The following is a 23,380-nucleotide window of genomic DNA, read 5'->3' as shown; positions in this document are numbered from 1 at the left end:
ACGAACTAACAGTTGTCAGGAGGCCTGTAATGGCGGTCGATCCGCGCCAGCGACGATGCAGAGCGAATCGATGAGGAGGAGCGGCGCCATCGATCCGCGTACTCCCGTTGTCGTCGGAGTGGGCCAGTTCACCGAGCGCATCGACGAGGCCGACTACCGCGGCTTGTCCTCAGTCGACTTGGCGACCGAGGCCGTTCGCGCCGCGCTCGTTGACACCGGCGCGGACGTGAGCACGGTGGCGGAGGCCATCGAGGTGTTCGCCGGCCTGCGTCAGTTCGAGATCTGCACCCCGTTCGCGAAGCCGCCCTTGGGCTGTTCCGACAACTATGTGCGATCGGTGGCCAACCGAGTCGGCGCCGATCCGGCGCGCGCAGTGCTCGAGCCCATTGGCGGCAACGGTCCGCAGAAGCTGATGACGGAGTTCGCGGGGGCGATCGCCGCCGGGGACATTGAGGTCGCGTTGATTCTCGGGTCCGAGCCTGGGTCGACGGCCAAGTACTTCGCCGGGCGTGATGACAAGCCGGACTTCACCGAGCACGTCGGCGGCCAGCTCGAAGACCGTGGTTACGGTTTCGAGCAGTACATGAGCGAGTACACCGCGAAGCACGGGCTAACCGGAGCGCCCGTGCAGTACGGGCTGCTCGACAACGCGCGGAGAGGGCGGCTCGGGCTCACCGTCGCCGACTATCGGCATGCGATGGCCGAGCTCTTCGCCCCGTTCTCCAAAGTCGCTGCAAAGAACCGATTCTCGTCCTCGCCGGTGGAACGCTCGGTGGAGGAGATCGAAACCGTCACCGACGAGAACCGGATGATCTGCGACCCGTACCCGCGACTGCTGGTTGCGCGCGACACCGTCAATCAAGGGGCCGCCGCGCTGGTGATGTCCGTCTCGGCGGCCCGCCGGCTCGGGGTGGCCGAGGACAAGTGGGTCTATTTGCGCGGGCATGCCGATCAGACCGAGCAGGACCTGCTGGACCGCGTCGACGTCAGTATCAGCTACTCCGCCAAACAGGCCGTGGCAGAGGCACTCCGGGTCGCAGGCATCGGCATCGACGATGTGACGACGTTGGACCTCTACAGTTGCTTCCCGTTCCCGGTCTTCACGGTGTGCGATGACTTCGGGCTCACGGCCGACGACCCGCGCGGGTTGACGCTCACCGGAGGCCTGCCCTATTTCGGTGGCCCCGGCAACAGCTATTCACTGCACGGCATCGCGGAGACGGTGGCCGCCATGCGCGACAAGCCGGGCTCGTTCGGGCTGGTCGGCGCCAACGGCGGTGTGATGAGCAAGTATTCGGTGGGGGTGTACTCCACGGAACCAGGCGTGTGGGCGGCCGACCATAGCAAGGCGTTGCAGCAGGACATCGCGGCACTGCCGAAGGTGGCGGTCACGCGAAATGCCAACGGCGCGGGCACCATTGAGACGTATTCCGTGCGGTACGACTGGCCGACGACGACCGGTGTCATCATCGGCCGGCTCGACGCCGACGGCTCGCGGTTCATGGCGCTCACCGAGGACGACGACCTGGTGGCGTTGATGACAGATGCTGACCCGTTAGGTACACGGATCATCGTGAAGTCGACGGACGAGGGCATCAACCGGGCTTGGCTCGGTTAGCGAAATTTAACCGGTGATCGCGGCGACCAAACCTGCGCAGTCTTCGACGGTCACGTTGAGCGCCGAATGGTCACGGAGCCCGATCACCCGGCGGATGCGCGGCTCGAAGTGGATGCACACGCCTTGAGTTGCGTTGGTGCCGAACGTGAGTCCGTCGTCGGCCAGCGACAGGCGCGCCCCCGCCGCGGTCCACCACCGGTAGGGGCCGGTGATATGCGCACTCTGAATCTGAGACAGCGGCGCCTCGACACGAAACGGTCCGTAGCGGGCGATGAGCCGGCCGTCGTCGGTCACGGTGACGCCCTGCGTGCCAGGCCAGAGCCGATACGCCAGCCACATCGGGGCCAGGCGGGACTCGTAGCGGAACGGAAAGTACCGCCCCGGTTCGTCGTCGGCTGTCACGATGCGCCTCCGATCGGATTCAGCGGTTAGACCGCCGCGGCCAGCTTGCCGGCCAGTCGCTCCACGTAGGCGGCGACCTCATCTTCGGCCTTGTCGGGCAATCCGAACAGCACCTCGGTGACCCCGAGTTCGGCCCAGTGCGCCAACTTCTCCGGCACCGGCTTGAAGTCCAGCGCGACGATCTGCGGCGCCCCGTCGCGTCCGGCGGCGGCCCAGGTGTCCTGCAGCAACTTCACCGGCCCGTCGATGTCGAAGTCGCGCGGCGTGGTGATCCAGCCGTCGGCGCTGCGCGCGATCCACTTGAAGTTCTTCTCGGTTCCGGCCGCACCGACCAGGACCGGGATGTGCGATTGCACCGGCTTGGGCCAGGCCCAGCTGGGCCCGAAGTTGACGAACTCGCCGTCGTAGGAGGCTTCCTCTTCGGTCCACAGGGCCCGCATCGCTTCGATGTATTCCCGCAGCATCGTGCGGCGCCGCCCGGGCGGCACGTTGTGGTCGGCGAGTTCGTCGGTGTTCCAGCCGAATCCGACGCCCAGGCTGACTCGCCCGCCGGAGAGATGATCGAGGGTCGCGATGGATTTGGCCAGAGTGATCGGATCATGTTCGACCGGTAGTGCCACCGCGGTGGACAGGCGCACCCGCGACGTGACCGCGCAGGCCGCACCGAGGCTCACCCATGGGTCCAATGTGCGCATGTAGCGGTCGTCGGGCAGCGACTCGTCACCGGTGGTCGGGTGGGCCGCTTCGCGCTTGATCGGGATATGGGTGTGTTCGGGTACATAGAACGTCTGAAACCCGTGGTTATCGGCAAGAGTTGCAGCCGCTGCCGGGGTGATTCCGCGATCGCTGGTGAACAGCACAAGCCCGTAGTCCATGGATGAATTAGAACGTGTTCCAATCTTGCGGGCAACCACCGGGGGCGGGTAGTGGCCGCGATGACGCTTCGAGGTCCGCTCGGCCGCACCACCCGAGGTGCGCTAGCGTGGATGATCGGCTCGCGTCGCAACGCCGCGCCCGCTTACGCCACGGCATTCGTTGAGTGTTACCAGGTAGCCTCGCGAGGAGCGGCGCGCGGGATTATCAAGCGCCGCACGAAAGTGGCGCCGCAACCGCATTGGAAGGCACAGGAGAAGCCATGACCTACCCGCCCGGCAGTCCCGGATATCCGCCCGCACAGACGACCGGCTCCTACGGGGCTCCCGCCGCGCCGTCGCACAACAAGGGCGAGGAGGGTGAGAGCAACCTGAAGCAGTACCTGACCATCGCGGTGTTGGCGCTCGGCCTGGCGATCTACCTGGTGAGCTACGGCCCGATGATCACCCGCGTCCTTCCCAACGGCGACGAGCTCGTCGAAAGCGGCAGCACGTTGCCCGTCGACCTGGCATTGCTCGCCGGTCTGCTGGCCGGAGTGAGCTTGTTGCCCAAGGCCAAGAACTTTGCCGGGGTGGTCGCCGCGGTCGCGAGCCTGGGCGGGCTCCTGCTGATCGAGGACACCATCGGAGCCTCGGGTCGCGGCTGGGCGTTGTGGATCGCCGTCGGCGCGGGCGCGGTCCAGGCCGCGCTCGCCATCAGCGCGCTCCTTCTGGACGCCGGCGTGATCACCCCACCGGCGCCCCGGCCGAAGTACGACCAGTACTACGGCCAGTACGGCGGCTACTACGGACAGCAGCAGCCTCCGTACGGTCAGTCCGGCTACGGAACCCAGTACGGCGGCTACCCGTCCGGGCCCACGACCGGTGGTTTCAGCGCGCAACCGGGCCCGCAGCAGGGCTCGGCGCAGGCGCAGCAGGCCGGATCGCCCACCCCGCCAACGGGTTTCCCCAGCTTCAGCCCGCCGCCGTCGTCCGGCTCCGGCACACCGGGCCAGGGCAACTCTTCGGATCAGGGCGGTTCGGCTCACGGCCAGCACTCGTTCGGCTCGAGTCAGCAGCCGCAGGCACCGTCGTCGCCCTCGGGCCCGTCGCACTCCTAACCGTGCGCTGTCGGGCGGGGCGGGCCGGCGCCCAGTCAATCTAATAGTCAGCATGCGCGAAGCGTGACGCCGGTGCAGGACAGTCGAACCGCGGGCACCCACCAGGCGCGCGACCTTGTGCGGGTCGCGTTCGGACCCGCCGTGGTGGCCTTGGTCATCATCGCTGCGGTGACGTTGCTGCAGCTGGTGATCGCCAACAGCGACATGACCGGCGCACTGGGTGCGATCGCCAGCATGTGGCTCGGCGTGCATCAGGTGCCGATCTCACTCGGCGGCCGCGAGCTGGGTGCGATGCCGCTGCTGCCGGTGCTGCTGATGGTGTGGGGGACATCGCGGACCACCGCGCACGCCACCACACCGACGGCCTCGTGGTTCGTGATCCGGTGGATCATCGCGGCGGCTCTGGGCGGACCAATGCTGATCGCCGCCATCGCGCTGGCCGTCATTCACGACGCGGCATCGGTGATCACCGAACTCCAAACCCCCAGCGCGTTGCGCGCCTTCACGAGTGTGCTGGTCGTACACGCCATCGGCGCGTTCATCGGAGTGGGTTCGCGCGTCGGTCGCCGGGCCCTGGGGCCGTCGCCGCTGCCGGGCTGGCTGGGTGATTCGTTGCGTGCGGCGATGGCCGGTGTACTCGCGCTGCTCGGACTGTCGGGAATGGTGGCGGCGGCTTCGCTGGTCGTGCACTGGGCGACGATGCAGGACCTGTATGCGATCACCAACTCGATATTCGGCCAGTTCAGCCTCACCCTGCTCTCGGTGCTGTACGTGCCCAACGTGATCGTCGCGACCGCCGCGATGGCGGTGGGTTCCAGCGCTCACCTGGGTTTTGCGACGTTCAGCTCGTTCACCGTCTTCGGGGGGGACATCCCCGCGCTACCGGTATTGGCCGCGGCACCGCACCCTCCGCTGGGGCCGGCCTGGGTTGCGCTGCTCATCGTCGGAGCTTCGTCGGGAGTCGCGGTCGGACAGCAGTGTGCGCGCCGGCCGTTGCCGCTGTCCGACGCGATGGCGAAGTTGGGGGTTGCGGCGTTGGTGGCGGCGCTGACCCTCGCATTACTGGGCTACGCCGGAAGCGGCGAGTTGGGCAACTTCGGCGGCGTGGGCATCGACCAGAGCACGTTCGGGTTCGCGGTCTTCCTGTGGTTCACCTCCGTCGGTTGGCTCACCGTCGTAATGGCCGGCGGCGTCAGATACCGGCCGCGTAAGCCCAAGCGAACGCCGCCGCCGGCCGAACCGAACGTCGAGCCATCGACTGACGTCGAGGCCGACGATCCCGGCCCCGATGTCGAGTCGGGCATCGAGCAGCCGCCGGACCGGCCCGCATCGTCGCCGGACGACGACGGCTAGGCTCGCCCTGTGCAGCAACCGTTCCGCGTGCCTCCCAGCGCACCGGCACGATTGGTGGTGCTGGCATCGGGTACCGGTTCGCTGCTGGCGTCTTTGCTGGACGCCAGCGTCGGCGACTATCCGGCGCGGGTCGTCGCCGTCGGTCTTGACCGCGATTGCCCGGCCGCCGAAATCGCCGCCAACGCCTCGCTGCCGATCTTCTGCGCCCGGCTCGCGGACTATCCCGACCGCGGCGGGTGGGACGCCGCGCTCACCGAGGCCACGGCCGCCCACACGCCCGACCTCGTCGTCTCAGCGGGATTCATGAAAATACTTGGACCACAATTTCTTTCGAAATTCCAGGGCCGTACGCTCAACACCCATCCGGCTCTGCTGCCGGCATTTCCCGGCGCGCACGGCGTGGCCGATGCGCTGGCCCACGGCGTGAAAGTCACCGGCTGCACGGTGCACCTGGTGGATGCCGGCACCGACACCGGCCCGATACTTGCCCAGCAAGCCGTCCCGGTGCTCGACGACGATGACGAACAGACCCTGCATGAGCGCATCAAGGTCGTTGAGCGACGGCTGTTGGTGGATGTGATAGCCGGCGTGGCGACCGGCGGCGTGACCTGGATCGGACGAAAGGCGACTATCGGATGAGCACCAACGACGCGAAACGGCCGATCCGCCGCGCGTTGATCAGCGTGTACGACAAAACAGGTCTGGTCGACCTGGCCCGCGGACTCTCCGACGCGGGCGTCGAGATCGTCTCGACCGGGTCAACCGCGAAAACCATTGCTGACAAAGGTATTCCGGTGACTCCGGTGGAAGAGTTGACCGGCTTCCCGGAGGTCCTCGACGGCCGGGTCAAGACCCTGCACCCGCGGGTGCACGCCGGCCTGCTGGCCGACCTTCGCAAGCCGGAACACGCCGCGGCGCTCGAAGAACTCGGCATTGCCGCGTTCGAACTGGTGGTGGTCAATCTGTATCCGTTCAGCGAGACCGTCGAGTCCGGTGCCGGCGTCGACGAGTGCGTAGAGCAGATCGACATCGGTGGACCGTCGATGGTCCGCGCGTCGGCCAAGAACCACCCGAGCGTCGCGGTGGTGACCGATCCTCTCGGCTACGACGGAGTGCTGGCCGCGGTGCGCAGCGGCGGATTCACCCTGCAGGAGCGAAAGAAGCTGGCGTCGTTGGCGTTTCGGCACACCGCCGAATACGACGTCGCGGTGGCCGGCTGGATGGAGTAGACGCTGGCGCCCGAGGAACCGGCCGCGGCGTTCCCGGAGTGGTTCGCCGGGACATGGCGACGCTCGGCTCAACTGCGCTACGGCGAGAACCCGCATCAGCAAGCCGCGCTCTACGTCGACGACAGCGCCTGGCCCGGCCTGGCGCAGGCCGAGCAGCTGCACGGAAAAGAGATGTCGTACAACAACTTCACCGACGCCGACGCGGCGTGGCGGGCAGCCTTCGACCACGAGCAGACCTGTGTGGCGATCATCAAGCACGCCAACCCTTGTGGGATAGCGGTCTCGTCGGAGTCGGTCGCCGACGCGCACCGCAAAGCGCACGAGTGCGATCCACTCAGCGCGTTCGGCGGAGTGATCGCGTCCAACACCGAGGTCAGCGTCGAGATGGCTGAGTACGTGAGCACGATTTTCACCGAGGTGATCGTGGCGCCGGCCTATGCGCCGGGCGCCGTAGATGTGTTGGCGCGCAAGAAGAACGTCCGCGTGCTGGTAGCGTCCGAACCGCTCGGTGATGCGACCGAACGGCGTCAGATCAGCGGCGGGATGTTGATCCAGGAACGCGACCTGATCGACGCACCGGGTGATAACCCGGTCAGCTGGACGCTGGCGACCGGCGACCCGGCCGACCCGGCCACACTGGACGATCTGGTTTTCGCCTGGCGAACCTGCCGCGCGGTCAAGTCCAACGCGATCGTGATCGCCGGCGACGGTGCCACCCTCGGTATCGGCATGGGCCAGGTGAACCGCGTCGACGCGGCACGGTTGGCGGTCGAGCGCGGCGGAGACCGGGTGCGAGGCGCGGTTGCGGCCTCCGATGCGTTCTTCCCGTTCCCGGACGGTCTGGAGACACTGGCCGCTGCGGGTGTGAAGGCGATCGTGCATCCGGGCGGCTCGGTGCGCGACGACGAGGTCACCGCGGCGGCGGCCAAGGCGGGCGTGACGCTCTACCTGACCGGCGCCCGCCACTTCGCGCACTAGAAGCGCACGAGAAACTAGGCGCTGACTTCGTCTTTGAAGTCCTTTTCTGCCGTCGCATAACGGATGAACGCGGCGACCTCGTCGACCGCGCGACGCGCATCGGGGTTCACGTCATAGGTCAGCTGGAACATGTGCATGGCCTTATGCCACTGCTGCACCCAGACTTCGACGTTGTGCGCCCGCAGCCGATCGGCCAGCGCGAAGGTGTCGTTGAGCAGCATCTCGTGGGTCCCCACCTGCAGCAGGAACGGACCCAGGCCATGCAGGTCTGCCTCCGGCGGCATCAGCGGTGGCGGCCGGGTGCCGTTGACGGTGGCGAACACGTCATAGATGAATTTCACCGTCAGGAACGGGAACATCACGTCGCGGTGGTCTTTCAGGGCACGGTATTCCAGGCTCATGTCCGACGACGTCAGCGGCGACATCAGCGCCTGCCCGGCCGGCACCGGCAGCCCGGCGTCACGCGCCGCGAGCGCGACGTCGGCGGCCATCAGCCCACCCGCCGAGTCGCCGGCCAGCACGATGCGCTCGGGAGCAAAGCCCTGCGACAGTGCATAGCGGTAGCCGTCCAGCCCGTCGGCAACGGCCTCTTCGATGCTGGCCTGTGGTGCGAGTCGATAGCCGACGTTGAATACTTTCGCGCCGGTGGTCGCCGACAATCTGCTGACGAAACGGCGATGCGAGTTGAGTCCAAGGGTCACCAGTGCAGAGCCGTGGAAATAGACGATGACCGAATTGGACTCACGTGCCTGCGGCGCCACCACCCATTCGGCCGGACAGTTCGGCAAAGCCACCCGGGTGACGTCGGTGCCGGGCAACGGCGGAATCAACCGCAACGGTCCGTCGATCCCGTCGAGTCGTGCCCGCTGCAGCGCGTCGGGACGGAAGCGATTGACGACGAGGCCGATGACGGTCAGGGCGCCCAGCACCGGCCGGACGAAGATTGCGGTGAGCAGGGCCAGCACGCTGGACTGCCACGATGCCGGGCCGAAGTGCGCCATCTCGGGGCGATCACACCAGTCGAGGGAATTCACGGTACTGAGGGTATCGGGTAGCCGGGCGTCGACGGCCGTGAGCTTCGCAGTCACGTGCGCGAGAGTTGCCTGGGCCACTCGGTGAACGTCCGCCGATCGCTGAGCAACGCGTTTGCCATGTGTCGATTTAGGTCAACCCGACCTTCTTCCGTACAAGATCGGATCGGCCTAGAGTCAAAATTTGGGCCCGTCGACCGGGACGAGTCCGGTGCGATTCGAAAGGTATTCGAGAGGAAAACATGCACGCGATAAGTAAAAGGACAGCGTCGTTCTCAGTCGCAATTGCAGTGTTCGCTCTGATCGGTGCGGGATGTCATCAGTCGAGTAACTCGAGCCAATCCTCGAGTTCGGCGACGTCATCCTCGTCATCCGCAATGACGTCATCGGAGGCTATGTCGTCGCCGGCGACGACCCCGGCGGCACCGACCTCGACGCAACTCAACGGTGCAAACGGCACGCCGTACACGGTGGAGGGACCGATCCTGGCCAAGTGGGAGACCCTCAACGACGCACAGAAGAAGGACCTGGGCGCACCGTATGACAACCAGAAGAACACCGCCAACAACACCGGCGTGTACCAGCAGTTCGACGGTGGCGTCCTGATCATGAAGAACGGCGGCCCGGTCTACTTCGTCTGGGGCAAGATCCGCGACGCGTGGAACGCGAACCAGGCCTCGCAGGGCAAGCTGGGTTACCCGACCGCTGATGAGGTCACCGAACCGGACGGCACTTTCAAGTCGACGTTCGACCACGGCACCATCACCTGGAAGACCGGTGACCCCGACGCCGTGGTGACGACGAGCTAGTTCGTTCCTCGCATTTCACCTCGAAAGGCCGGGCAATCTGCGCGATTGCCCGGCCTTTCCCTATGCGAAGTCGACTGGGGCGTAGCCGTTGTTCGCTGCGCCGTCGTAGCGTGGAGAGGTGACCGCTGCGAATAACCTGCCCCGCACCGTCGGCGAACTACGTGCCGCCGGGCATCGCGAACGGGGTGTGAAACAAGAAATCCGGGAAAACCTGCTGGCACGCCTCACCGAGGGTGCAGAAGGTGGGGCGATCTGGCCAGGCATCCTGGGCTTCGAGGACTCCGTCTTACCGCAGCTTGAGCGGGCGCTGATCGCCGGCCACGACTTCGTGCTGCTGGGCGAACGCGGTCAGGGCAAGACGCGCCTGCTGCGGGCGCTGACCGGCCTGCTGGACGAGTGGACGCCGGTGATCGCCGGCGCCGAACTCGGCGAGCATCCCTACCACCCGATCACGCCGGAGTCGATCCGTAAGGCCGCCACCCTCGGCGACGACCTGCCGGTGGACTGGCGGCACCGCAGCGAGCGCTACACCGAGAAGCTGGCCACCCCCGACACCAGCGTTGCCGACCTGGTCGGCGACATCGACCCGATCAAGGTCGCTGAAGGCCGCAGCCTGGGCGACCCGGAAACCATTGCCTACGGTCTGATCCCGCGGGCGCACCGCGGCATCGTCGCGGTCAACGAGCTGCCCGACCTCGCCGAGCGCATCCAGGTGTCGATGCTCAACGTGATGGAGGAGCGTGACATCCAGGTCCGCGGCTACACCCTGCGGCTGCCGCTGGACGTGCTCGTCGTCGCCAGCGCCAACCCCGAGGACTACACAAACCGCGGCCGCATCATCACCCCGCTCAAGGACCGGTTCGGCGCCGAGATCCGCACGCACTACCCGCTGGAGCTCGACGCGGAGGTCGGCGTCATCCGCCAGGAGGCGCATCTGAGCGCCCAGGTGCCGGACTACCTGGTCCAGGTGATCGCCCGATTCGCCCGCTACCTGCGCGAGTCGACCTCGGTCGACCAGCGATCCGGGGTGTCGGCGCGGTTCGCGATCGCGGGCGCTGAAACGGTCGCGGCCTCGGCGCGCCATCGCGGCGCGGTGCTGGGGGAGTCGGACCCGGTGGCGCGGGTGGTCGATCTGGGCACGATCATCGACGTGCTGCGCGGCAAGCTGGAATTCGAGTCCGGTGAAGAAGGTCGCGAGCAGGCCGTGCTGGAACACCTGCTGCGCCGCTCGACCGCGGACACCGCGTCCAGGGCGCTCGGCGGCCTCGACGTAGGCCCGCTGGTGGCTGCGGTCGAAGGCGGCTCCGCGGTGACGACCGGAGAACGGGTGTCGGCCAAGAATGTGCTGGCGGCATTGCCGGATCTGCCGATCATCGAGGCGATCGCGAAACGGCTCGGTGCCGAGTCCGAGGGAGAGCGCGCCGCCGCACTGGAATTGGCTTTGGAGGCACTGTATTTGGCCAAGCGTGTCGACAAGGTGTCCGGGGAAGGCGAAACCGTCTATGGCTAAAGCCCACTCGTCGCGGTATTCGGCCTACACCGGTGGGCCTGACCCGCTGGCGCCGCCGGTGGATCTGCGCGAGGCGCTCGAGCAGATCGGGCAGGACGTCATGGCGGGCACGTCGCCGCGGCGGGCGCTGTCCGAGCTGCTGCGCCGCGGTACCAAGAACATGACCGGAGCCGACCGGCTGGCCGCCGAGGCCAACCGTCGACGACGAGAACTGCTGCGCGAGAACAACTTAGACGGCACCCTGCAAGAGATCAAAAAGCTGCTCGACGAGGCGGTGCTGGCCGAGCGCAAGGAACTGGCCCGCGCCCTGGACGACGACGCCCGCTTCGGCGAATTACAGCTGGAAGCGCTTTCGCCATCGCCGGCCAAAGCCGTGCAAGAGCTTTCCGACTACGACTGGCGCAGCGACGAAGCGCGGCAAAAGTACGAGCAGATCAAGGATTTGCTCGGCCGTGAGATGCTCGATCAGCGCTTCGCCGGCATGAAGGAGGCGCTGGAAGGCGCAACCGACGAAGACCGCCAGCGCGTCAACGACATGCTGAACGACCTCAACGACTTGTTGGACAAGCACTCACGAGGGCAAGACTCCCAACAAGATTTCCAAGACTTCATGGATAAGCACGGCGAGTTCTTCCCGGAGAACCCGCAAAACGTCGACGAGCTGCTCGACTCGCTGGCAAAGCGGGCCGCGGCCGCGCAGCGGTTCCGCAACAGCCTGAGCCCGGACCAGCGGGCCGAGTTGGATGCGTTGGCGCAGCAGGCATTCGGATCGCCGGCACTGATGCAGGCCCTGGACCGGCTCGACGCGCACCTGCAGGCGGCCCGGCCCGGCGAAGACTGGGACGGCTCATCGCAGTTCTCCGGTGACAACCCGTTGGGGATGGGTGAAGGCGCCCAGGCGCTGGCCGACATCGCGGAGCTGGAGCAACTCGCCGAGCAGCTCTCGCAGGCCTATCCGGGCGCGACGATGGAAGACGTCGACCTGGACGCGCTGGCCCGCCAGCTGGGCGACCAGGCCGCCATCGACGCCCAGACGCTGTCCGAGCTGGAGCGCGCGCTGGTCAATCAGGGCTTCCTGGACCGCAGCTCGGACGGCCAGTGGCGGTTGTCGCCGAAGGCAATGCGACGCCTCGGCGAGACCGCATTACGCGATGTGGCACAACAACTTTCGAGTCGTCGCGGCGAACGCGAACTCCGGCGGGCCGGGGCAGCGGGGGAATTGACCGGCGCCACCCGGCCCTGGCAGTTCGGCGACACCGAACCGTGGAATGTCACCCGGACGCTGACCAACGCGGTGCTGCGGCAAGCCGGAACCCTCACCGACAATCCGGACGCCCCGCTGCGCATCGCCGTCGACGACGTCGAGGTGTCCGAGACCGAGACCCGCACTCAGGCCGCGGTCGCGCTGCTGGTGGACACCTCGTTCTCGATGGTGATGGAGAACCGCTGGCTGCCGATGAAACGCACGGCGCTCGCGCTTGACCACCTGGTGCGCACCCGGTTTCGTGCAGATGCGTTGCAGATCATCGCTTTTGGCCGCTATGCGCGGACGATGTCCAGCGCGGAGCTGATGGCCCTGGAGGGCGTGTACGAGCAGGGCACCAACTTGCATCACGCGCTGGCGCTGGCCGGCCGACATCTGCGGCGTCATCCCAACGCGCAACCCGTGCTGCTGGTTGTCACCGACGGCGAGCCGACCGCGCATCTGGAAGACGTCGACGGCAGCGGGCGCTCCTCGGTGTTTTTTGATTATCCGCCGCATCCGCGGACCATCGCCAACACCGTGCGCGGCTTCGACGAGATGGCCCGGTTGGGCGCGCAGGTGACGATTTTCCGGTTGGGCAACGATCCCGGGCTGGCCCGGTTCATCGACCAGGTTGCCCGTCGCGTCGAGGGCCGGGTGGTCGATCCCGATCTCGACGGGCTGGGTGCGGCGGTGGTCGGCGACTACCTGCGCAGCCGCCGGCGATAGTTCAGCGGCCTAGCGCTGGGTCTTGCGGTTCTTCCGCCGGACGCCGACGCCACCCCACAGGGAGAAGCCGCGGATCCGCACAGTCGGCGCACCGGGCGTGCCTTCGCCGACGACGTTGTGGTCGAAGCCACCCATCACGCCGTGGCCCTTGATCTCGACGTTGACTTCGGGAGGCAGCAGGATGGTCTGCCCACCCATGATCGAGGTGGCGTGGATCTCGACGTCGGTGGAGGTGAAGTCGGCGTAGCGGAGGTCGATCACCCCGCCACCCCACAGCGCGAACGTTGTCAGCTTCTTGGGCACGTTCCACCGGCCGCGCCGTTCGAATGCGCTCATGATGGCCAGCAACAGCATCGACGGCGCGGGTTTGGTGGCGCCGCCACGCTGGGGACTGACCGACGACCCCAGCAGGTCCGAACGCAGGCGGTCCAGTTCTTCGTAGGTTTGCGCCCCGTAGGCCTTGGTGAGGCGGTCTTCGTAGTCGCTCATCTGCAGTTGGCCCTGCGCGGCGGCATCCGTGAGCAGCTGCGCTACCTGAATGCGATCGGTATCGGCGGCGCGCGTGTTCGCGTCCCGCTGGTCCTGCGCGCCTCGCTGCGCTGACTTCCTCATCACTGACGAGCCTACGACGAAGAAATTTTGCTGCAAGGCATCTTCGCCAAACTGTTGCGGCACCCTCAGAAATCACTCAGCTAACGCGGTCGCATTGTTTGCTGCGCGGTCAGCGAGCTGGTCGTAGATGGATTGCGACCGCAGCGCGATGGCGATGAGCATCGCGATGGCGCACGCCCCGAGCATGGGTGGCAATTCATTAGTGTTGCCCGTCATTTCGGTCGCTAGGATCAAGCCGGTGACCGGGGCGTGCACCGAGGCGGCGAAAAAGGCGGCCATCCCGATGAGTGCGCACGCGGCCAGGTTGGGCGTTGTGTGCGGAGTGAGGTGCGTGGCGACCAGCCCGACGATCAGACCGGCCTGCGATCCGAGCACGAGCATCGGCGCGAACAACCCGCCCGGTGTTGCGGCGGCGTAGGACACGACGCCGAGCACGAAGCGCAGCACGAGCACGCCGGTGACCGCGAGCAGAGCGCCGCGACCGAGCAGCGCCTTCTGGGTGAGGTTGTCACCGCCTCCGACCAGATCCGGCGCCAACCACACGAGTAGCCCGACGCCGGCGCCGGTGAGCGCAGCGCGAACTTCCTTGGGCCAGGAGCTGGCGTCGGCCCGGTGCAGAGCGAACATCACCGCCTTGTTGTAGAGCACACCCAGCAGCCCGGTGACGACTCCGATGATCAAAAACCAGCCATACTGCACCATCCGCGGGTCGGGCAGCGTCGTCATGTCGAATTCGTATTGCGATTGCACCAGCAGGTGGGCCGAGATAAACCCGGACGCGGACGCCACGAGGGTGGCGACCGTGGTGCGCGGATCGAAGCGCTTCATGAGCTCCTCGAGCACGAACACGCCGCCGGCGATCGGTGCGTTGAATGCAGTCGCCAGCCCTGCCGCGGCGCCACCGGCGACGAGCACGCGCAAGTCAGCGAGGTTTCGCCGGGTCAAGGTGGCGACGATGACCGCCGCGGTTCCGCCCATCTGGACCGACGGCCCCTCGCGACCCAGCGCCATGCCGCTGCCGATGGCCAGCAGCCCGCCGATGTATTTGACCGGCAGGATCCGGAATCGGTCGGGCCGGACCCGGCCGTCGGCAACCGCCTCGACCCGCGGGATTCCGCTGCCCTCGGCGTGGGGCTCGACCCGGTGCACCAGGGCGGCCGCGATCGCGGCAGCGGCGGCGCAGACGAGGACCACGACGATCAACCCCCACCAGCTACCGTGCGCCCAGCCGGCGAGCCCGCCGCGCAACCCTGCGCCCTTCTTGAGGAGGATGCGGAAGGTGGCCGCGCTGATCCCGGTGAGCACCCCGACCAGGGCGGCGGCCACCACGAAGCCGATCAGGCTTTCGGCGCCCTCACCGCGGGAGTCGACCGGATGCGTGGTCGGACGCTGCCATCCAGTGAACATGCTGCGGAGCACATTTCGCCAGCCGTCACGGGCGTTGTCGTCCACCCGCACTGTTTATCCGAGGAACCTGGGCGGACTGATCGCGGGGTCAGGTAGCCCAGGTAGGCGGCCTTTTCTGCAGAAATGCCAGGATGCCCTCGCGGGCTTCGTCGGAGACGAACAGCCGGGCCGACTCGGCGCCCAGCCGCTCGGCGTCGCTGTCGAACCCGGCCAGCACCGCCGCCGTGGTCAGTGCCTTCGACGCGGCCAACCCCTGGGGTGAGCCGCGGCCGATATCGGCGACCAGCGACGCCACCGCGGCATCGACGTCGTCGGCGGCGACGGTGATCAGCCCGATCGTTGCCGCAGTGGCGGCGTCGAACGTCTCCCCGGTCAGGTAGTAGCGGGCGGCGGCGCGGGCGGACAACTTCGGCAGCAGCGTCAGCGAGATGATCGCCGGGGCCACGCCGATCCGCGCTTCGGTCAACGCGAAGGTGCTGCGTGGTCCGGCGACGGCGATATCGCCGGCGGCGACCAGCCCCATGCCGCCGGCGCGGACGTGGCCATCGACCGCGACGATCACCGGCAGTGGTGCCTCGACAATGGCACGCAATAGCGCTGCCATTTCCCTGGACCGCTGGGCGGTCGCCTCGGCGGGATCGGCGCTGGCCGCCGACCCCTCGGACAGGTCGGCGCCCGCGCAGAAGGTGTTGCCGGTGTGACCGAGCACGACGACCCGGACCGCGGGATCATCCGCCGCGTCGCGCAGACCCTGATGCAACTGGCCGACCAACGTCGCCGAGAGCGCGTTGCGGTTGTGCGGCGAATTCAGCGTCAGCCGCGCCACATGCCCGTCGACGGCGTACCCGACGAGGGTGTCCATCAGTAGGACCGTGGCAGGCCCAGCGACGTCTGCGCGACGAAGTTGAGCACCATCTCGCGACTCACCGGTGCGATGCGGCCGAGCCTGGCCGAGGCCATCATCGCCGCGACGCCGTACTCCTTGGTCAGTCCGTTGCCGCCCATCGACTGCACGGCCTGATCAACCGAGCGTGTAGCGGCTTCGGCTGCAGCGTATTTCGCCATGTTGGCGGCTACGGCCGCGCCGCCGTCGTCGCCGTTGTCGTAGAGCGTCGCCGCTTTCTGCATCATCAGCTTGGCCAGCTCGACTTCGATGTGGCACTGCGCCAACGGATGTGACAACCCCTGGTGCGAGCCGATCGGCGCGCCCCACACCTGGCGGGTCTTGACGTAGTCGGCGGCCCGGTCCAGCGCGAAGCGGCCCATGCCCACACTGCTGGCCGCACCCATGATGCGCTCCGGGTTCAGGCCGGCGAAAAGCTGTGCGATAGCGGCATCTTCGGCGCCGACCAGCGCGTCGCTGGGCAGCCGCACCTCGTCGATGAAGACCTGGAACTGCCGCTCGGGGCTGATGATCTCCATGTCGATCGGCGTGTAGGTGAAACCGGGCGCATCGGTGGGCACCACGAACAGCGCCGGTCGCAGCTTGCCCGTCTTGGCTTCCGCAGAGCGTGCCACCACCAGCACGGCCTGAGCCTGGTCGACGCCGGAGATATAGACCTTCTGCCCCTTGAGGATCCAGTCGCTGCCGTCGCGACGGGCAGTGGTGGTGATCTTGTGCGAGTTGGAACCGGCGTCGGGTTCGGTGATCGCGAACGCCATCGTGATCGTGCCGTCGGCGATACCGGGGATCCAGCGCTTCTTCTGCTCCTCGGTGCCGAATTTGCTGATGATCGTGCCGTTGATCGCGGGCGAGACGACCATCAGCAGCAGCGCGCTACCCGCGGCTGCCATTTCCTCCATCACCAGCGACAACTCGTACATGCCCGCGCCGCCGCCGCCGTACTCCTCGGGGAGGTTCACCCCCAGGAAGCCGAGTTTGCCTGCCTCCGACCATAATTCGTCGGTGTGCTCGTGCGCGCGGGCTTTCTTCAGGTAGTACTCGGCGCCGTAGCTGGATGCCCATTCGGACACCGCCTTGCGTAGCGCCTTGCGGTCTTCATTTTCGATGAAGCTGTTGTCTGTCACGGTGTTTCTCCTTCTGCTTCGGGATCATGGGGCGCGTCGACGCGTGCCAGCACGGCGCCGACTTCAACTTGCTGGCCGGTATCGACATTGAGTTCGGCGAGTACGCCGTCGGTCGGGGCGGTGATGGTGTGTTCCATCTTCATCGCCTCCAGCCAGATCAGCGGCTGGCCGGCAGTGACGGTGTCGCCGACGGCGGCGCCGAGCCGGATCACGTTGCCGGGCATGGGCGCCAACAGCGAACCCTTCTCGACGGCCGATCCCGGCTCCGGGAAGCGCGGCAGCGCGACCAGGTGGACAGGTCCCTGCGGCGAGTCGACGTAGACGTCCTGATCGTGGCGGGCCACCGCGAAGCTGCGTGCCACCCCGTTGCCGTCGCCCAACACCACCTCGTGGGCCGAGGCCGAGACCAGCTGCAGCGATTCGTCACCCGACAGCAGCAATCCAGTTCTGGTGAAACGGTATTCGACTCGATGCTCTGCGCCGCTGTCGTCGACGTACGTCTTGACCTGGTAGCCCGACGCCAGGTTGCGCCAACCGCTGGGCAGCGAACCCAGGACGGTGGCGTGAGCGCGGTTGTCTGCCGCGTCGGCCAGCGCCGCGGCGACGGCCGACAGCCGGATCACCGCGTCGTCGGCCAGCGGCGCGGACAGTTTCGCCAACCCGTGCGTCTCGAAAAACGCGGTGTCGGTGGCGCCGTCGAGGAACGCCTGGTGACGCAGCACGTTGACCAACAGATCGCGGTTGGTGCGCAGGCCGTGCAGCTGGGCTCGCGCCAGCGCGTCGGCAAGCACAAGCGCCGCCTGGCTGCGGGTCGGAGCGTAGGAGATCACCTTGGCGAGCATCGGGTCGTAGTGGATGGAAACCACCGAGCCGTCCGCGATTCCGGAGTCCAGCCGGATTCCCGTTCGTGCTCCGAGCGTGCTGAACTCGCTACGGACCGCCGGGACGTCGATGCGTTGTACCAGGCCGGCCTGTGGCTGCCAGTCCCGCGCCGGGTCCTCGGCATAGAGTCGCGCTTCGATCGAAGATCCCTGCGCGGCAGGCGGTTCGGGGTCCAGTCGACCGCCATCGGCAACGGTGATCTGCAGTTCGACCAGGTCGAGCCCGGTGGTTTCCTCGGTGACCGGGTGTTCGACCTGCAGCCGGGTGTTCATCTCCAGGAAGTAGAACTCGCCGTCGTCGTCGGCGAGGAACTCCACGGTCCCGGCCCCGGTGTAGCCGATCGCGCCGGCGGCCAGCCGGGCGGCCTCGAAAAGCCTGGCCCGCATGCCCGGTATGCGCTCGACCAAAGGTGACGGCGCCTCCTCGATGATCTTCTGGTGGCGGCGCTGAATCGAGCATTCGCGCTCGCCGACCGCCCACACCGTGCCATGGGCATCGGCCATGACCTGGACCTCGACGTGGTGACCGGTGGGCAGGTAACGCTCGCAGAACACCGTGGGGTCACCGAACGCGGACTGGGCCTCGCGTTGAGCGGCGGCGACTTCGGTTGGCAGGGCGTCTAATTGGTCCACGACGCGCATTCCGCGCCCGCCGCCGCCGGAGGATGCCTTGACCAGTACCGGCAACTGGTTGGCGGTGACGGTGTCCGGGTCGAGCTCCTCGAGCACCGGAACTCCGGCGGCCGCCATCATCTTCTTGGACTCGATTTTCGAGCCCATCGCGCGCACCGCATCCACCGGCGAGCCGATCCAAACCAGACCCGCGGCCTGCACAGCGGCGGCGAAATCGGCGTTCTCCGAGAGGAATCCGTAGCCCGGGTGTACCGCGTCCGCGCCGGCCGCGCGGGCCGCTGCGATGATCGCCTCGGCGTTGAGGTAGTCATTGGTCTTAGGCAGCCGTACCCGTGCGTCGGCCTCGCCGACGTGCGGCGCGTCGGCGTCGGGGTCGGTGTAGACCGCGACGGTACCCAGGCCCAGAGTGCGGCAAGTCGCGAACACCCTTCGGGCGATCTCGCCACGATTGGCGACCAGTACTCGAGTTATTCCCATGAGTGTCACATCCGAAAGACGCCGAAGTTCGACGTCCCCTTGATTGGGCCATTGGCGACGGCGGACAAACACATTCCCAACACGGTGCTGGTATCGCGCGGGTCGATCACCCCGTCGTCGTACAACATGCCGGACATCACCATCGGCAGCGACTCGGCTTCGATCTGGCCTTCGACCGCGGCTCGCATAGCCGCGTCGGCTTCTTCGTCGACTTTCTGGCCGCGCGCCTCGGCGGCGGCCCGGCTGACGATCGACAACACGCCGGCCAGCTGCGCGCCACCCATCACCGCGGATTTGGCACTCGGCCAGGCGAACAGGAACCGCGGATCGTAGGCCCGCCCGCACATGCCGTAGTGGCCGGCGCCGTAGGACGCGCCGATCAGCAGGGAGATGTGCGGGACCGTCGAGTTGGACACGGCGTTGATCATCATCGAGCCGTGCTTGATCATCCCGCCTTCCTCGTAGTCCTTGCCGACCATGTATCCAGTCGTGTTGTGCAGGAACAACAATGGCGTGTTCGATCGGTTCGCCAGCTGGATGAACTGGGTGGCTTTCTGCGATTCCTCGCTGAACAGCACGCCGCGGGCGTTGGCCAGGATGCCCAGCGGATAGCCGTGCAGCCGGGCCCAACCGGTCACCAGCGACGAACCGTACATCGCTTTGAACTCGTCGAACTCCGATCCGTCGACGATCCGGGCGATCACTTCGCGGGGGTCGAACGGGATGCGGAGATCTGAGGGCACGATGCCGATTAGTTCCTCGGTATCGAACAGCGGCTCGGTCACTTTCGCCGGAGCCGGTCCTTGTTTGACCCAGTTGAGCCGAGCGATTATGCGTCGCCCGATGCGGATCGCGTCGAGTTCGTCCACGGCGAAGTAGTCGGCCAGACCCGAGATGCGGGCATGCATTTCGGCACCGCCGAGTGATTCGTCGTCGGACTCCTCACCGGTGGCCATCTTCACCAGCGGGGGACCGGCCAGGAAGACTTTCGAGCGTTCCTTGATCATCACCACGTGGTCGGACATGCCGGGGATGTAGGCCCCGCCGGCGGTCGAGTTGCCGAAGACCAGTGCGATGGTGGGAATCCCGGCCGCCGACAGCCGGGTCAGGTCGCGGAACATCTGCCCGCCTGGGACGAAGATCTCCTTCTGGGTGGGGAGGTCTGCGCCGCCGGATTCCACCAGCGAAATCACCGGCAGCCGGTTCTGGAAGGCGATCTGGTTGGCCCGCAATATCTTCCGGAGCGTCCACGGGTTGCTGGTGCCGCCTTTGACCGTCGGGTCGTTGGCCACGATCAGGCATTCCACTCCGCTCACCGCGCCGATGCCGACGACCGTGCTTGCGCCGATCTGGAAGGCGCTGCCGTAGGCAGCCAGCGGGCTCAGCTCCAGAAACGGTGAGTCGGCGTCGACCAGCAGCTCGATGCGCTCGCGGGCGGTCAGCTTGCCGCGATCGTGATGGCGCTCGACGTATTTGGCGCCGCCACCGGCGAGCGCCTTGGCCAGTTCGGCGTCGATCTCCTCGAGCCTGGATTCCGCGGCCGCCGCCGCGGCGGTGTAGCCGTCACTCTTCGGGTCGAGCACCGACTTCAACACGCTCATGACTGGAAGCCCAGCAGCTTGGCGGCCAGCGACGTCAGGATCTCGGTGGTGCCGCCACCGATGCCGATGATCCGCATATCGCGGTACTGGCGTTCGATTTCCGACTCGGTCATGTATCCCATGCCGCCGAACAGCTGAACGCCTTGATTGGCCACCCATTCGCCGGCCTCGACGGCGGTGTTCTTGGCGAAACACACCTCGGCGATCAGGTTGGACTCACCGGCCAGCTGCCGCTCGACCACGTGGTGGGCGTAGACGCGGGCGACGTCGATCCGGCGAGCCATCTCGGCCAGGGTGTTCTGCACCGATTGGCGGGAAATCAGCGGCCGGCCGAACGTCTCCCGGTCGCGGCACCACTGCACGGTGATGTCCAGACACCGCTGGGCACTCGAATATGCCTGCGCGGCAAGGGCGATGCGTTCGGAGACGAAGGCTTCGGCGATCTGGGCGAAGCCGGTGTTCTCGGCACCGACCAGGTTGGCGACCGGCACGGCGGCGTCGACGTAGGACAGCTCCGCGGTGTCCGAGGACCGCCAGCCCATCTTGTCGAGCTTGCGGGTGACCTCGAATCCGGGTGTGCCCTTTTCGACCACGATCAGCGAAACCCCAGCTGCGCCAGGGCCTCCGGTGCGGACAGCGGTCACGACGAAGTCGGCCCGCACTCCGGAGGTGATATAGGTCTTTGCGCCGTTGACGATGTACTGATCACCGGAGCGCGTCGCGGTGGTGCGCAGGTGGCCGACGTCGGAGCCGCCGCCGGGTTCGGTGATGGCGAGCGAGCCGATCTTCTCCCCGGCCAGCGTCGGCCGGACGAATTCTTCGATCAGTCGCTCATTACCCGAGGCGATCATGTGCGGCACCGCGATACCGCAGGTGAACAGCGACGAGAAGACGCCGCCGGGAACGCCGGCCTGGTGTAGCTCCTCGCAGACGATCACCGCGTCCGCGCCGTCGCCACCACCGCCGCCGACCTCCTCGGCGAAATTCGAGCCCAATAGTCCCGCTTGCCCTGCGGCGCGGTGCAATTCGCGTGGCAGTTCACCGCTGCGTTCCCACTCGTCGACGTTCGGCAAGATCTCCCGTTCGGCGAATGAGCGCACGGTCTTGCGGAGCTGCTCGCGCTCCGGCGTGGTCCAGATGCTCACAACAACCCTTCTCTCACAGCAACACTGCTGGGATGTCGACGTAACGGCTGCGCAGCCACTCGCCAAGTCCTTTGGCCTGCGGGTCGAACCGCGCCTGGTAAGCGACGCCTTGGCCGAGGATCTCCTCGATGACGAAGTTCACCGCGCGGATGTTAGGCAGTACGTGCCGAGTGACCGGCAGGTCGGCGGTTTCGGGCAGGAGCTGCTTCAGCAGCTCGACGGTGAGGGTGTTCGCCAGCCAGCGCCATTGCTCGTCAGTGCGCACCCACACTCCGACGTTGGCCGACCCGCCCTTGTCGCCGCTGCGCGCGGCGGCGATGCGGCCCAGCGGGACTCGCTGGGTCGGCCCGGCCGGCAACGGCTCCGGCAGCGGCGGCGGATCGGCTGGTTGAAGCTCGAGAGTGTCTGTGGCACAGGGAATCGCGACGCGAGTGCCGTCGGCGTGGACGGCGGCGTGTGCCACCTTGGTGGCGTCGACATAGCCGGGCGTGTATACCCCGTAGACCTGACCGTCGCCGGGCGGCGCGGTGACGGTGAAACCCGGATAGCTGGCCAGCGCCAATTCCACTGCGGCCGAGGAGAACTGGCGTCCGACGTTTGCCGGGTCGGGGTCGCGGACCACGCAGCGCAGTAGGGCGCTGGCGGCTTCTTCGGTGTCGGCGTCGGCATGGTCGGTGCGGGCCAGCGTCCATTCCAGTTCGGCGGGTTTTACGCTCAACGCCGATTCCAGCTGCCGTCGTACCAGCTCCGCCTTGGCGTCGATGTCCAGGCCGGTCAGCACGAACGTCATCGCGTTGCGGAATCCGCCAATGCTGTTCAGCGACACCTTGAGGGTGGCCGGCGGCGGCTCACCGGTCACTCCGCTGATCCGCACCCGATCGGCGCCGTCGTCGGACAACTCGATGGTGTCCATCCGGGCGGTGACATCCGGGTTGGCGTAGCGGGCGCCGGTGATCTCGTAGAGCAACTGTGCGGTCACGGTGTCGACGCTGACCAGACCGCCGGTGCCGGGGTGCTTGGTGATCACCGACGAGCCGTCGGCGTGGATCTCGGCCAGCGGGAAGCCGGCGTAGAGGAGATCGGGAATTTCGGTGAAGAACGAGAAGTTGCCGCCGGTGGCCTGGATGCCGCATTCGATGACATGCCCGGCGACCACGGCCCCGGCCAGGCGGTGGTAGTCGCTCCGTTCCCAGCCGAAGTGGGCGGCCGCGGGACCGACGGTCACCGATGCGTCGGTCACCCGCCCGGTGACGACGATGTCGGCGCCGGCGTTCAAACAGTCGACGATGCCCCACGCGCCCAGGTAGGCATTGGCGGTCAGCGGCTTGCCCAGCCCGAGTTTCTCGGCGCGGGGGGACAGGTCGTCCCCGTCGACGTGGGCGACCCGGACGGGTGCGCCGAGGCGCTCGGCCAAGCCGCGTACGGCGTCGGCGAGGCCGGCGGGGTTCAGGCCGCCGGCGTTGGCGACGATGCGCACCCCGCGGTCCTGTGCCAGGCCCAGGCACTCCTCGAGCTGGGTCAGGAACGTCTTGGCGTAGCCGCGCTCGGGATGTTTCATCCGGTCGCGGCCGAGGATCAGCATGGTCAGCTCGGCCAGATAGTCGCCGGTCAGGTAGTCGAGGTCGCCGCCGATCAGCATTTCGCGCATGGCGGAATGCCGATCTCCGTAGAACCCCGAGCAGTTTCCGATCCGAACCGGCGCCGCCACCCGTGCCCTCCTCC

General features: G+C 67.2%; 19 protein-coding genes and 1 pseudogene. 8 read left to right on the top strand and 12 right to left on the bottom strand.

Annotated elements, in window-relative coordinates; translation table 11 throughout:
• Positions 1–70 precede the first annotated feature (70 nt).
• On the top strand, positions 71–1,618 hold the full coding sequence (locus tag WAO18_RS06785; RefSeq protein ID WP_422204945.1) for an acetyl-CoA acetyltransferase: 1,548 nt from the start codon (positions 71–73) through the stop codon (positions 1,616–1,618).
• A 6-nt stretch (positions 1,619–1,624) separates the two neighbouring features.
• Here the strand turns inward: WAO18_RS06785 and WAO18_RS06780 are convergent, their stop codons facing one another.
• Positions 1,625–1,957 (bottom strand): hypothetical protein, encoded by a 333-nt coding sequence (locus WAO18_RS06780; RefSeq protein ID WP_422204957.1) that lies wholly within the window; start codon positions 1,955–1,957, stop codon positions 1,625–1,627.
• A gap of 89 nt (positions 1,958–2,046) precedes the next feature.
• Positions 2,047–2,895: an LLM class F420-dependent oxidoreductase gene (locus WAO18_RS06775; RefSeq protein WP_422204944.1), complete on the bottom strand. Its 849-nt coding sequence runs from the start codon at positions 2,893–2,895 to the stop codon at positions 2,047–2,049.
• Between the two features lie 260 nt (positions 2,896–3,155).
• Between WAO18_RS06775 and WAO18_RS06770 the strand changes: the two genes are divergently transcribed.
• From WAO18_RS06770 to purH, 4 genes and pseudogenes are all read left to right on the top strand, one after another.
• Positions 3,156–3,992 carry a DUF5336 domain-containing protein gene (locus WAO18_RS06770; RefSeq protein ID WP_422204942.1) on the top strand — a complete coding sequence of 279 codons (837 nt, stop codon included), beginning with the start codon at positions 3,156–3,158 and terminating at the stop codon, positions 3,990–3,992.
• Between the two features lie 72 nt (positions 3,993–4,064).
• Positions 4,065–5,345, top strand: a complete 1,281-nt coding sequence (locus tag WAO18_RS06765) for a DUF6350 family protein (RefSeq protein WP_422204940.1) — start codon at positions 4,065–4,067, stop codon at positions 5,343–5,345.
• Between the two features lie 9 nt (positions 5,346–5,354).
• Positions 5,355–5,984, top strand: a complete 630-nt coding sequence (purN, locus tag WAO18_RS06760) for a phosphoribosylglycinamide formyltransferase (protein ID WP_422204939.1) — start codon at positions 5,355–5,357, stop codon at positions 5,982–5,984.
• Positions 5,981–7,552: pseudogene (purH, locus tag WAO18_RS06755) on the top strand (bifunctional phosphoribosylaminoimidazolecarboxamide formyltransferase/IMP cyclohydrolase). The gene purN and the pseudogene purH overlap by 4 nt, the downstream one beginning before the upstream one ends.
• A 14-nt stretch (positions 7,553–7,566) precedes the next feature.
• Here purH and WAO18_RS06750 read toward each other — a convergent pair.
• Positions 7,567–8,586 (bottom strand): alpha/beta hydrolase, encoded by a 1,020-nt coding sequence (locus WAO18_RS06750; RefSeq protein WP_422204937.1) that lies wholly within the window; start codon positions 8,584–8,586, stop codon positions 7,567–7,569.
• Between the two features lie 316 nt (positions 8,587–8,902).
• The gene (locus WAO18_RS06745; protein WP_422204935.1) at positions 8,903–9,043 is read right to left on the bottom strand and encodes a hypothetical protein; all 141 of its coding nucleotides are present in this window, start codon (positions 9,041–9,043) and stop codon (positions 8,903–8,905) included.
• 10 nt (positions 9,044–9,053) lie between these two features.
• Here WAO18_RS06745 and WAO18_RS06740 point away from each other — a divergent pair, with 10 nt between their 5' ends.
• From WAO18_RS06740 to WAO18_RS06730, 3 genes are all read left to right on the top strand, one after another.
• Positions 9,054–9,392, top strand: a complete 339-nt coding sequence (locus WAO18_RS06740; RefSeq protein ID WP_422204933.1) for an LGFP repeat-containing protein — start codon at positions 9,054–9,056, stop codon at positions 9,390–9,392.
• Between the two features lie 118 nt (positions 9,393–9,510).
• Positions 9,511–10,902, top strand: a complete 1,392-nt coding sequence (locus WAO18_RS06735; RefSeq protein ID WP_422204931.1) for a sigma 54-interacting transcriptional regulator — start codon at positions 9,511–9,513, stop codon at positions 10,900–10,902.
• Positions 10,895–12,874, top strand: a complete 1,980-nt coding sequence (locus WAO18_RS06730; RefSeq protein ID WP_422204929.1) for a vWA domain-containing protein — start codon at positions 10,895–10,897, stop codon at positions 12,872–12,874. Before WAO18_RS06735 ends, WAO18_RS06730 begins: the two co-directional genes overlap by 8 nt.
• A 9-nt stretch (positions 12,875–12,883) precedes the next feature.
• Here the strand turns inward: WAO18_RS06730 and WAO18_RS06725 are convergent, their stop codons facing one another.
• The 8 genes from WAO18_RS06725 to WAO18_RS06690 form a co-directional block, all read right to left on the bottom strand.
• Positions 12,884–13,486, bottom strand: coding sequence for a DUF1707 SHOCT-like domain-containing protein (locus tag WAO18_RS06725; RefSeq protein WP_422204927.1), 603 nt, complete (start codon positions 13,484–13,486; stop codon positions 12,884–12,886).
• 72 nt (positions 13,487–13,558) lie between these two features.
• A complete protein-coding gene (locus tag WAO18_RS06720) occupies positions 13,559–14,938 on the bottom strand; it encodes a ClC family H(+)/Cl(-) exchange transporter (RefSeq protein WP_422204926.1) in 1,380 nt (459 codons plus the stop codon).
• 43 nt (positions 14,939–14,981) lie between these two features.
• Entirely contained in the window at positions 14,982–15,755 is a 774-nt protein-coding gene (locus WAO18_RS06715; RefSeq protein WP_422204924.1) for an enoyl-CoA hydratase family protein, read from the bottom strand.
• A complete protein-coding gene (locus tag WAO18_RS06710) occupies positions 15,755–16,921 on the bottom strand; it encodes an acyl-CoA dehydrogenase family protein (protein WP_422204922.1) in 1,167 nt (388 codons plus the stop codon). The genes WAO18_RS06715 and WAO18_RS06710 overlap by 1 nt, the downstream gene beginning before the upstream one ends.
• Positions 16,918–18,912, bottom strand: a complete 1,995-nt coding sequence (locus tag WAO18_RS06705) for an acetyl/propionyl/methylcrotonyl-CoA carboxylase subunit alpha (protein WP_422204920.1) — start codon at positions 18,910–18,912, stop codon at positions 16,918–16,920. Before WAO18_RS06705 ends, WAO18_RS06710 begins: the two co-directional genes overlap by 4 nt.
• A gap of 5 nt (positions 18,913–18,917) precedes the next feature.
• Positions 18,918–20,507 carry an acyl-CoA carboxylase subunit beta gene (locus WAO18_RS06700; RefSeq protein WP_422204956.1) on the bottom strand — a complete coding sequence of 530 codons (1,590 nt, stop codon included), beginning with the start codon at positions 20,505–20,507 and terminating at the stop codon, positions 18,918–18,920.
• 2 nt (positions 20,508–20,509) lie between these two features.
• Complete coding sequence (locus WAO18_RS06695) at positions 20,510–21,658, bottom strand: acyl-CoA dehydrogenase family protein (protein ID WP_422204919.1); 1,149 nt, start codon at positions 21,656–21,658, stop codon at positions 20,510–20,512.
• 13 nt (positions 21,659–21,671) lie between these two features.
• A complete protein-coding gene (locus WAO18_RS06690) occupies positions 21,672–23,366 on the bottom strand; it encodes an acyclic terpene utilization AtuA family protein (RefSeq protein ID WP_422204955.1) in 1,695 nt (564 codons plus the stop codon).
• Positions 23,367–23,380: the final 14 nt, after the last annotated feature.

It is taken from the genome of Mycobacterium sp. (assembly GCF_049278535.1).
Classification (GTDB): Bacteria; Actinomycetota; Actinomycetes; order Mycobacteriales; family Mycobacteriaceae; genus Mycobacterium.
This window is presented reverse-complemented; position numbering and strand designations above follow the sequence as displayed.

Bases quoted from the DNA above. Each gene is read 5' to 3' on its own strand.
- WAO18_RS06725 (WP_422204927.1), bottom strand. From the start codon at position 13,486: ATGAGGAAGTCAGCGCAGCGAGGCGCGCAGGACCAGCGGGACGCGAAC.
- WAO18_RS06780 (WP_422204957.1), bottom strand. From the start codon at position 1,957: ATGTGGCTGGCGTATCGGCTCTGGCCTGGCACGCAGGGCGTCACCGTG.
- WAO18_RS06785 (WP_422204945.1), top strand. From the start codon at position 71: ATGAGGAGGAGCGGCGCCATCGATCCGCGTACTCCCGTTGTCGTCGGA.
- WAO18_RS06770 (WP_422204942.1), top strand. From the start codon at position 3,156: ATGACCTACCCGCCCGGCAGTCCCGGATATCCGCCCGCACAGACGACC.
- WAO18_RS06775 (WP_422204944.1), bottom strand. From the start codon at position 2,895: ATGGACTACGGGCTTGTGCTGTTCACCAGCGATCGCGGAATCACCCCG.
- WAO18_RS06705 (WP_422204920.1), bottom strand. From the start codon at position 18,912: ATGGGAATAACTCGAGTACTGGTCGCCAATCGTGGCGAGATCGCCCGA.
- WAO18_RS06715 (WP_422204924.1), bottom strand. From the start codon at position 15,755: ATGGACACCCTCGTCGGGTACGCCGTCGACGGGCATGTGGCGCGGCTG.
- WAO18_RS06730 (WP_422204929.1), top strand. From the start codon at position 10,895: ATGGCTAAAGCCCACTCGTCGCGGTATTCGGCCTACACCGGTGGGCCT.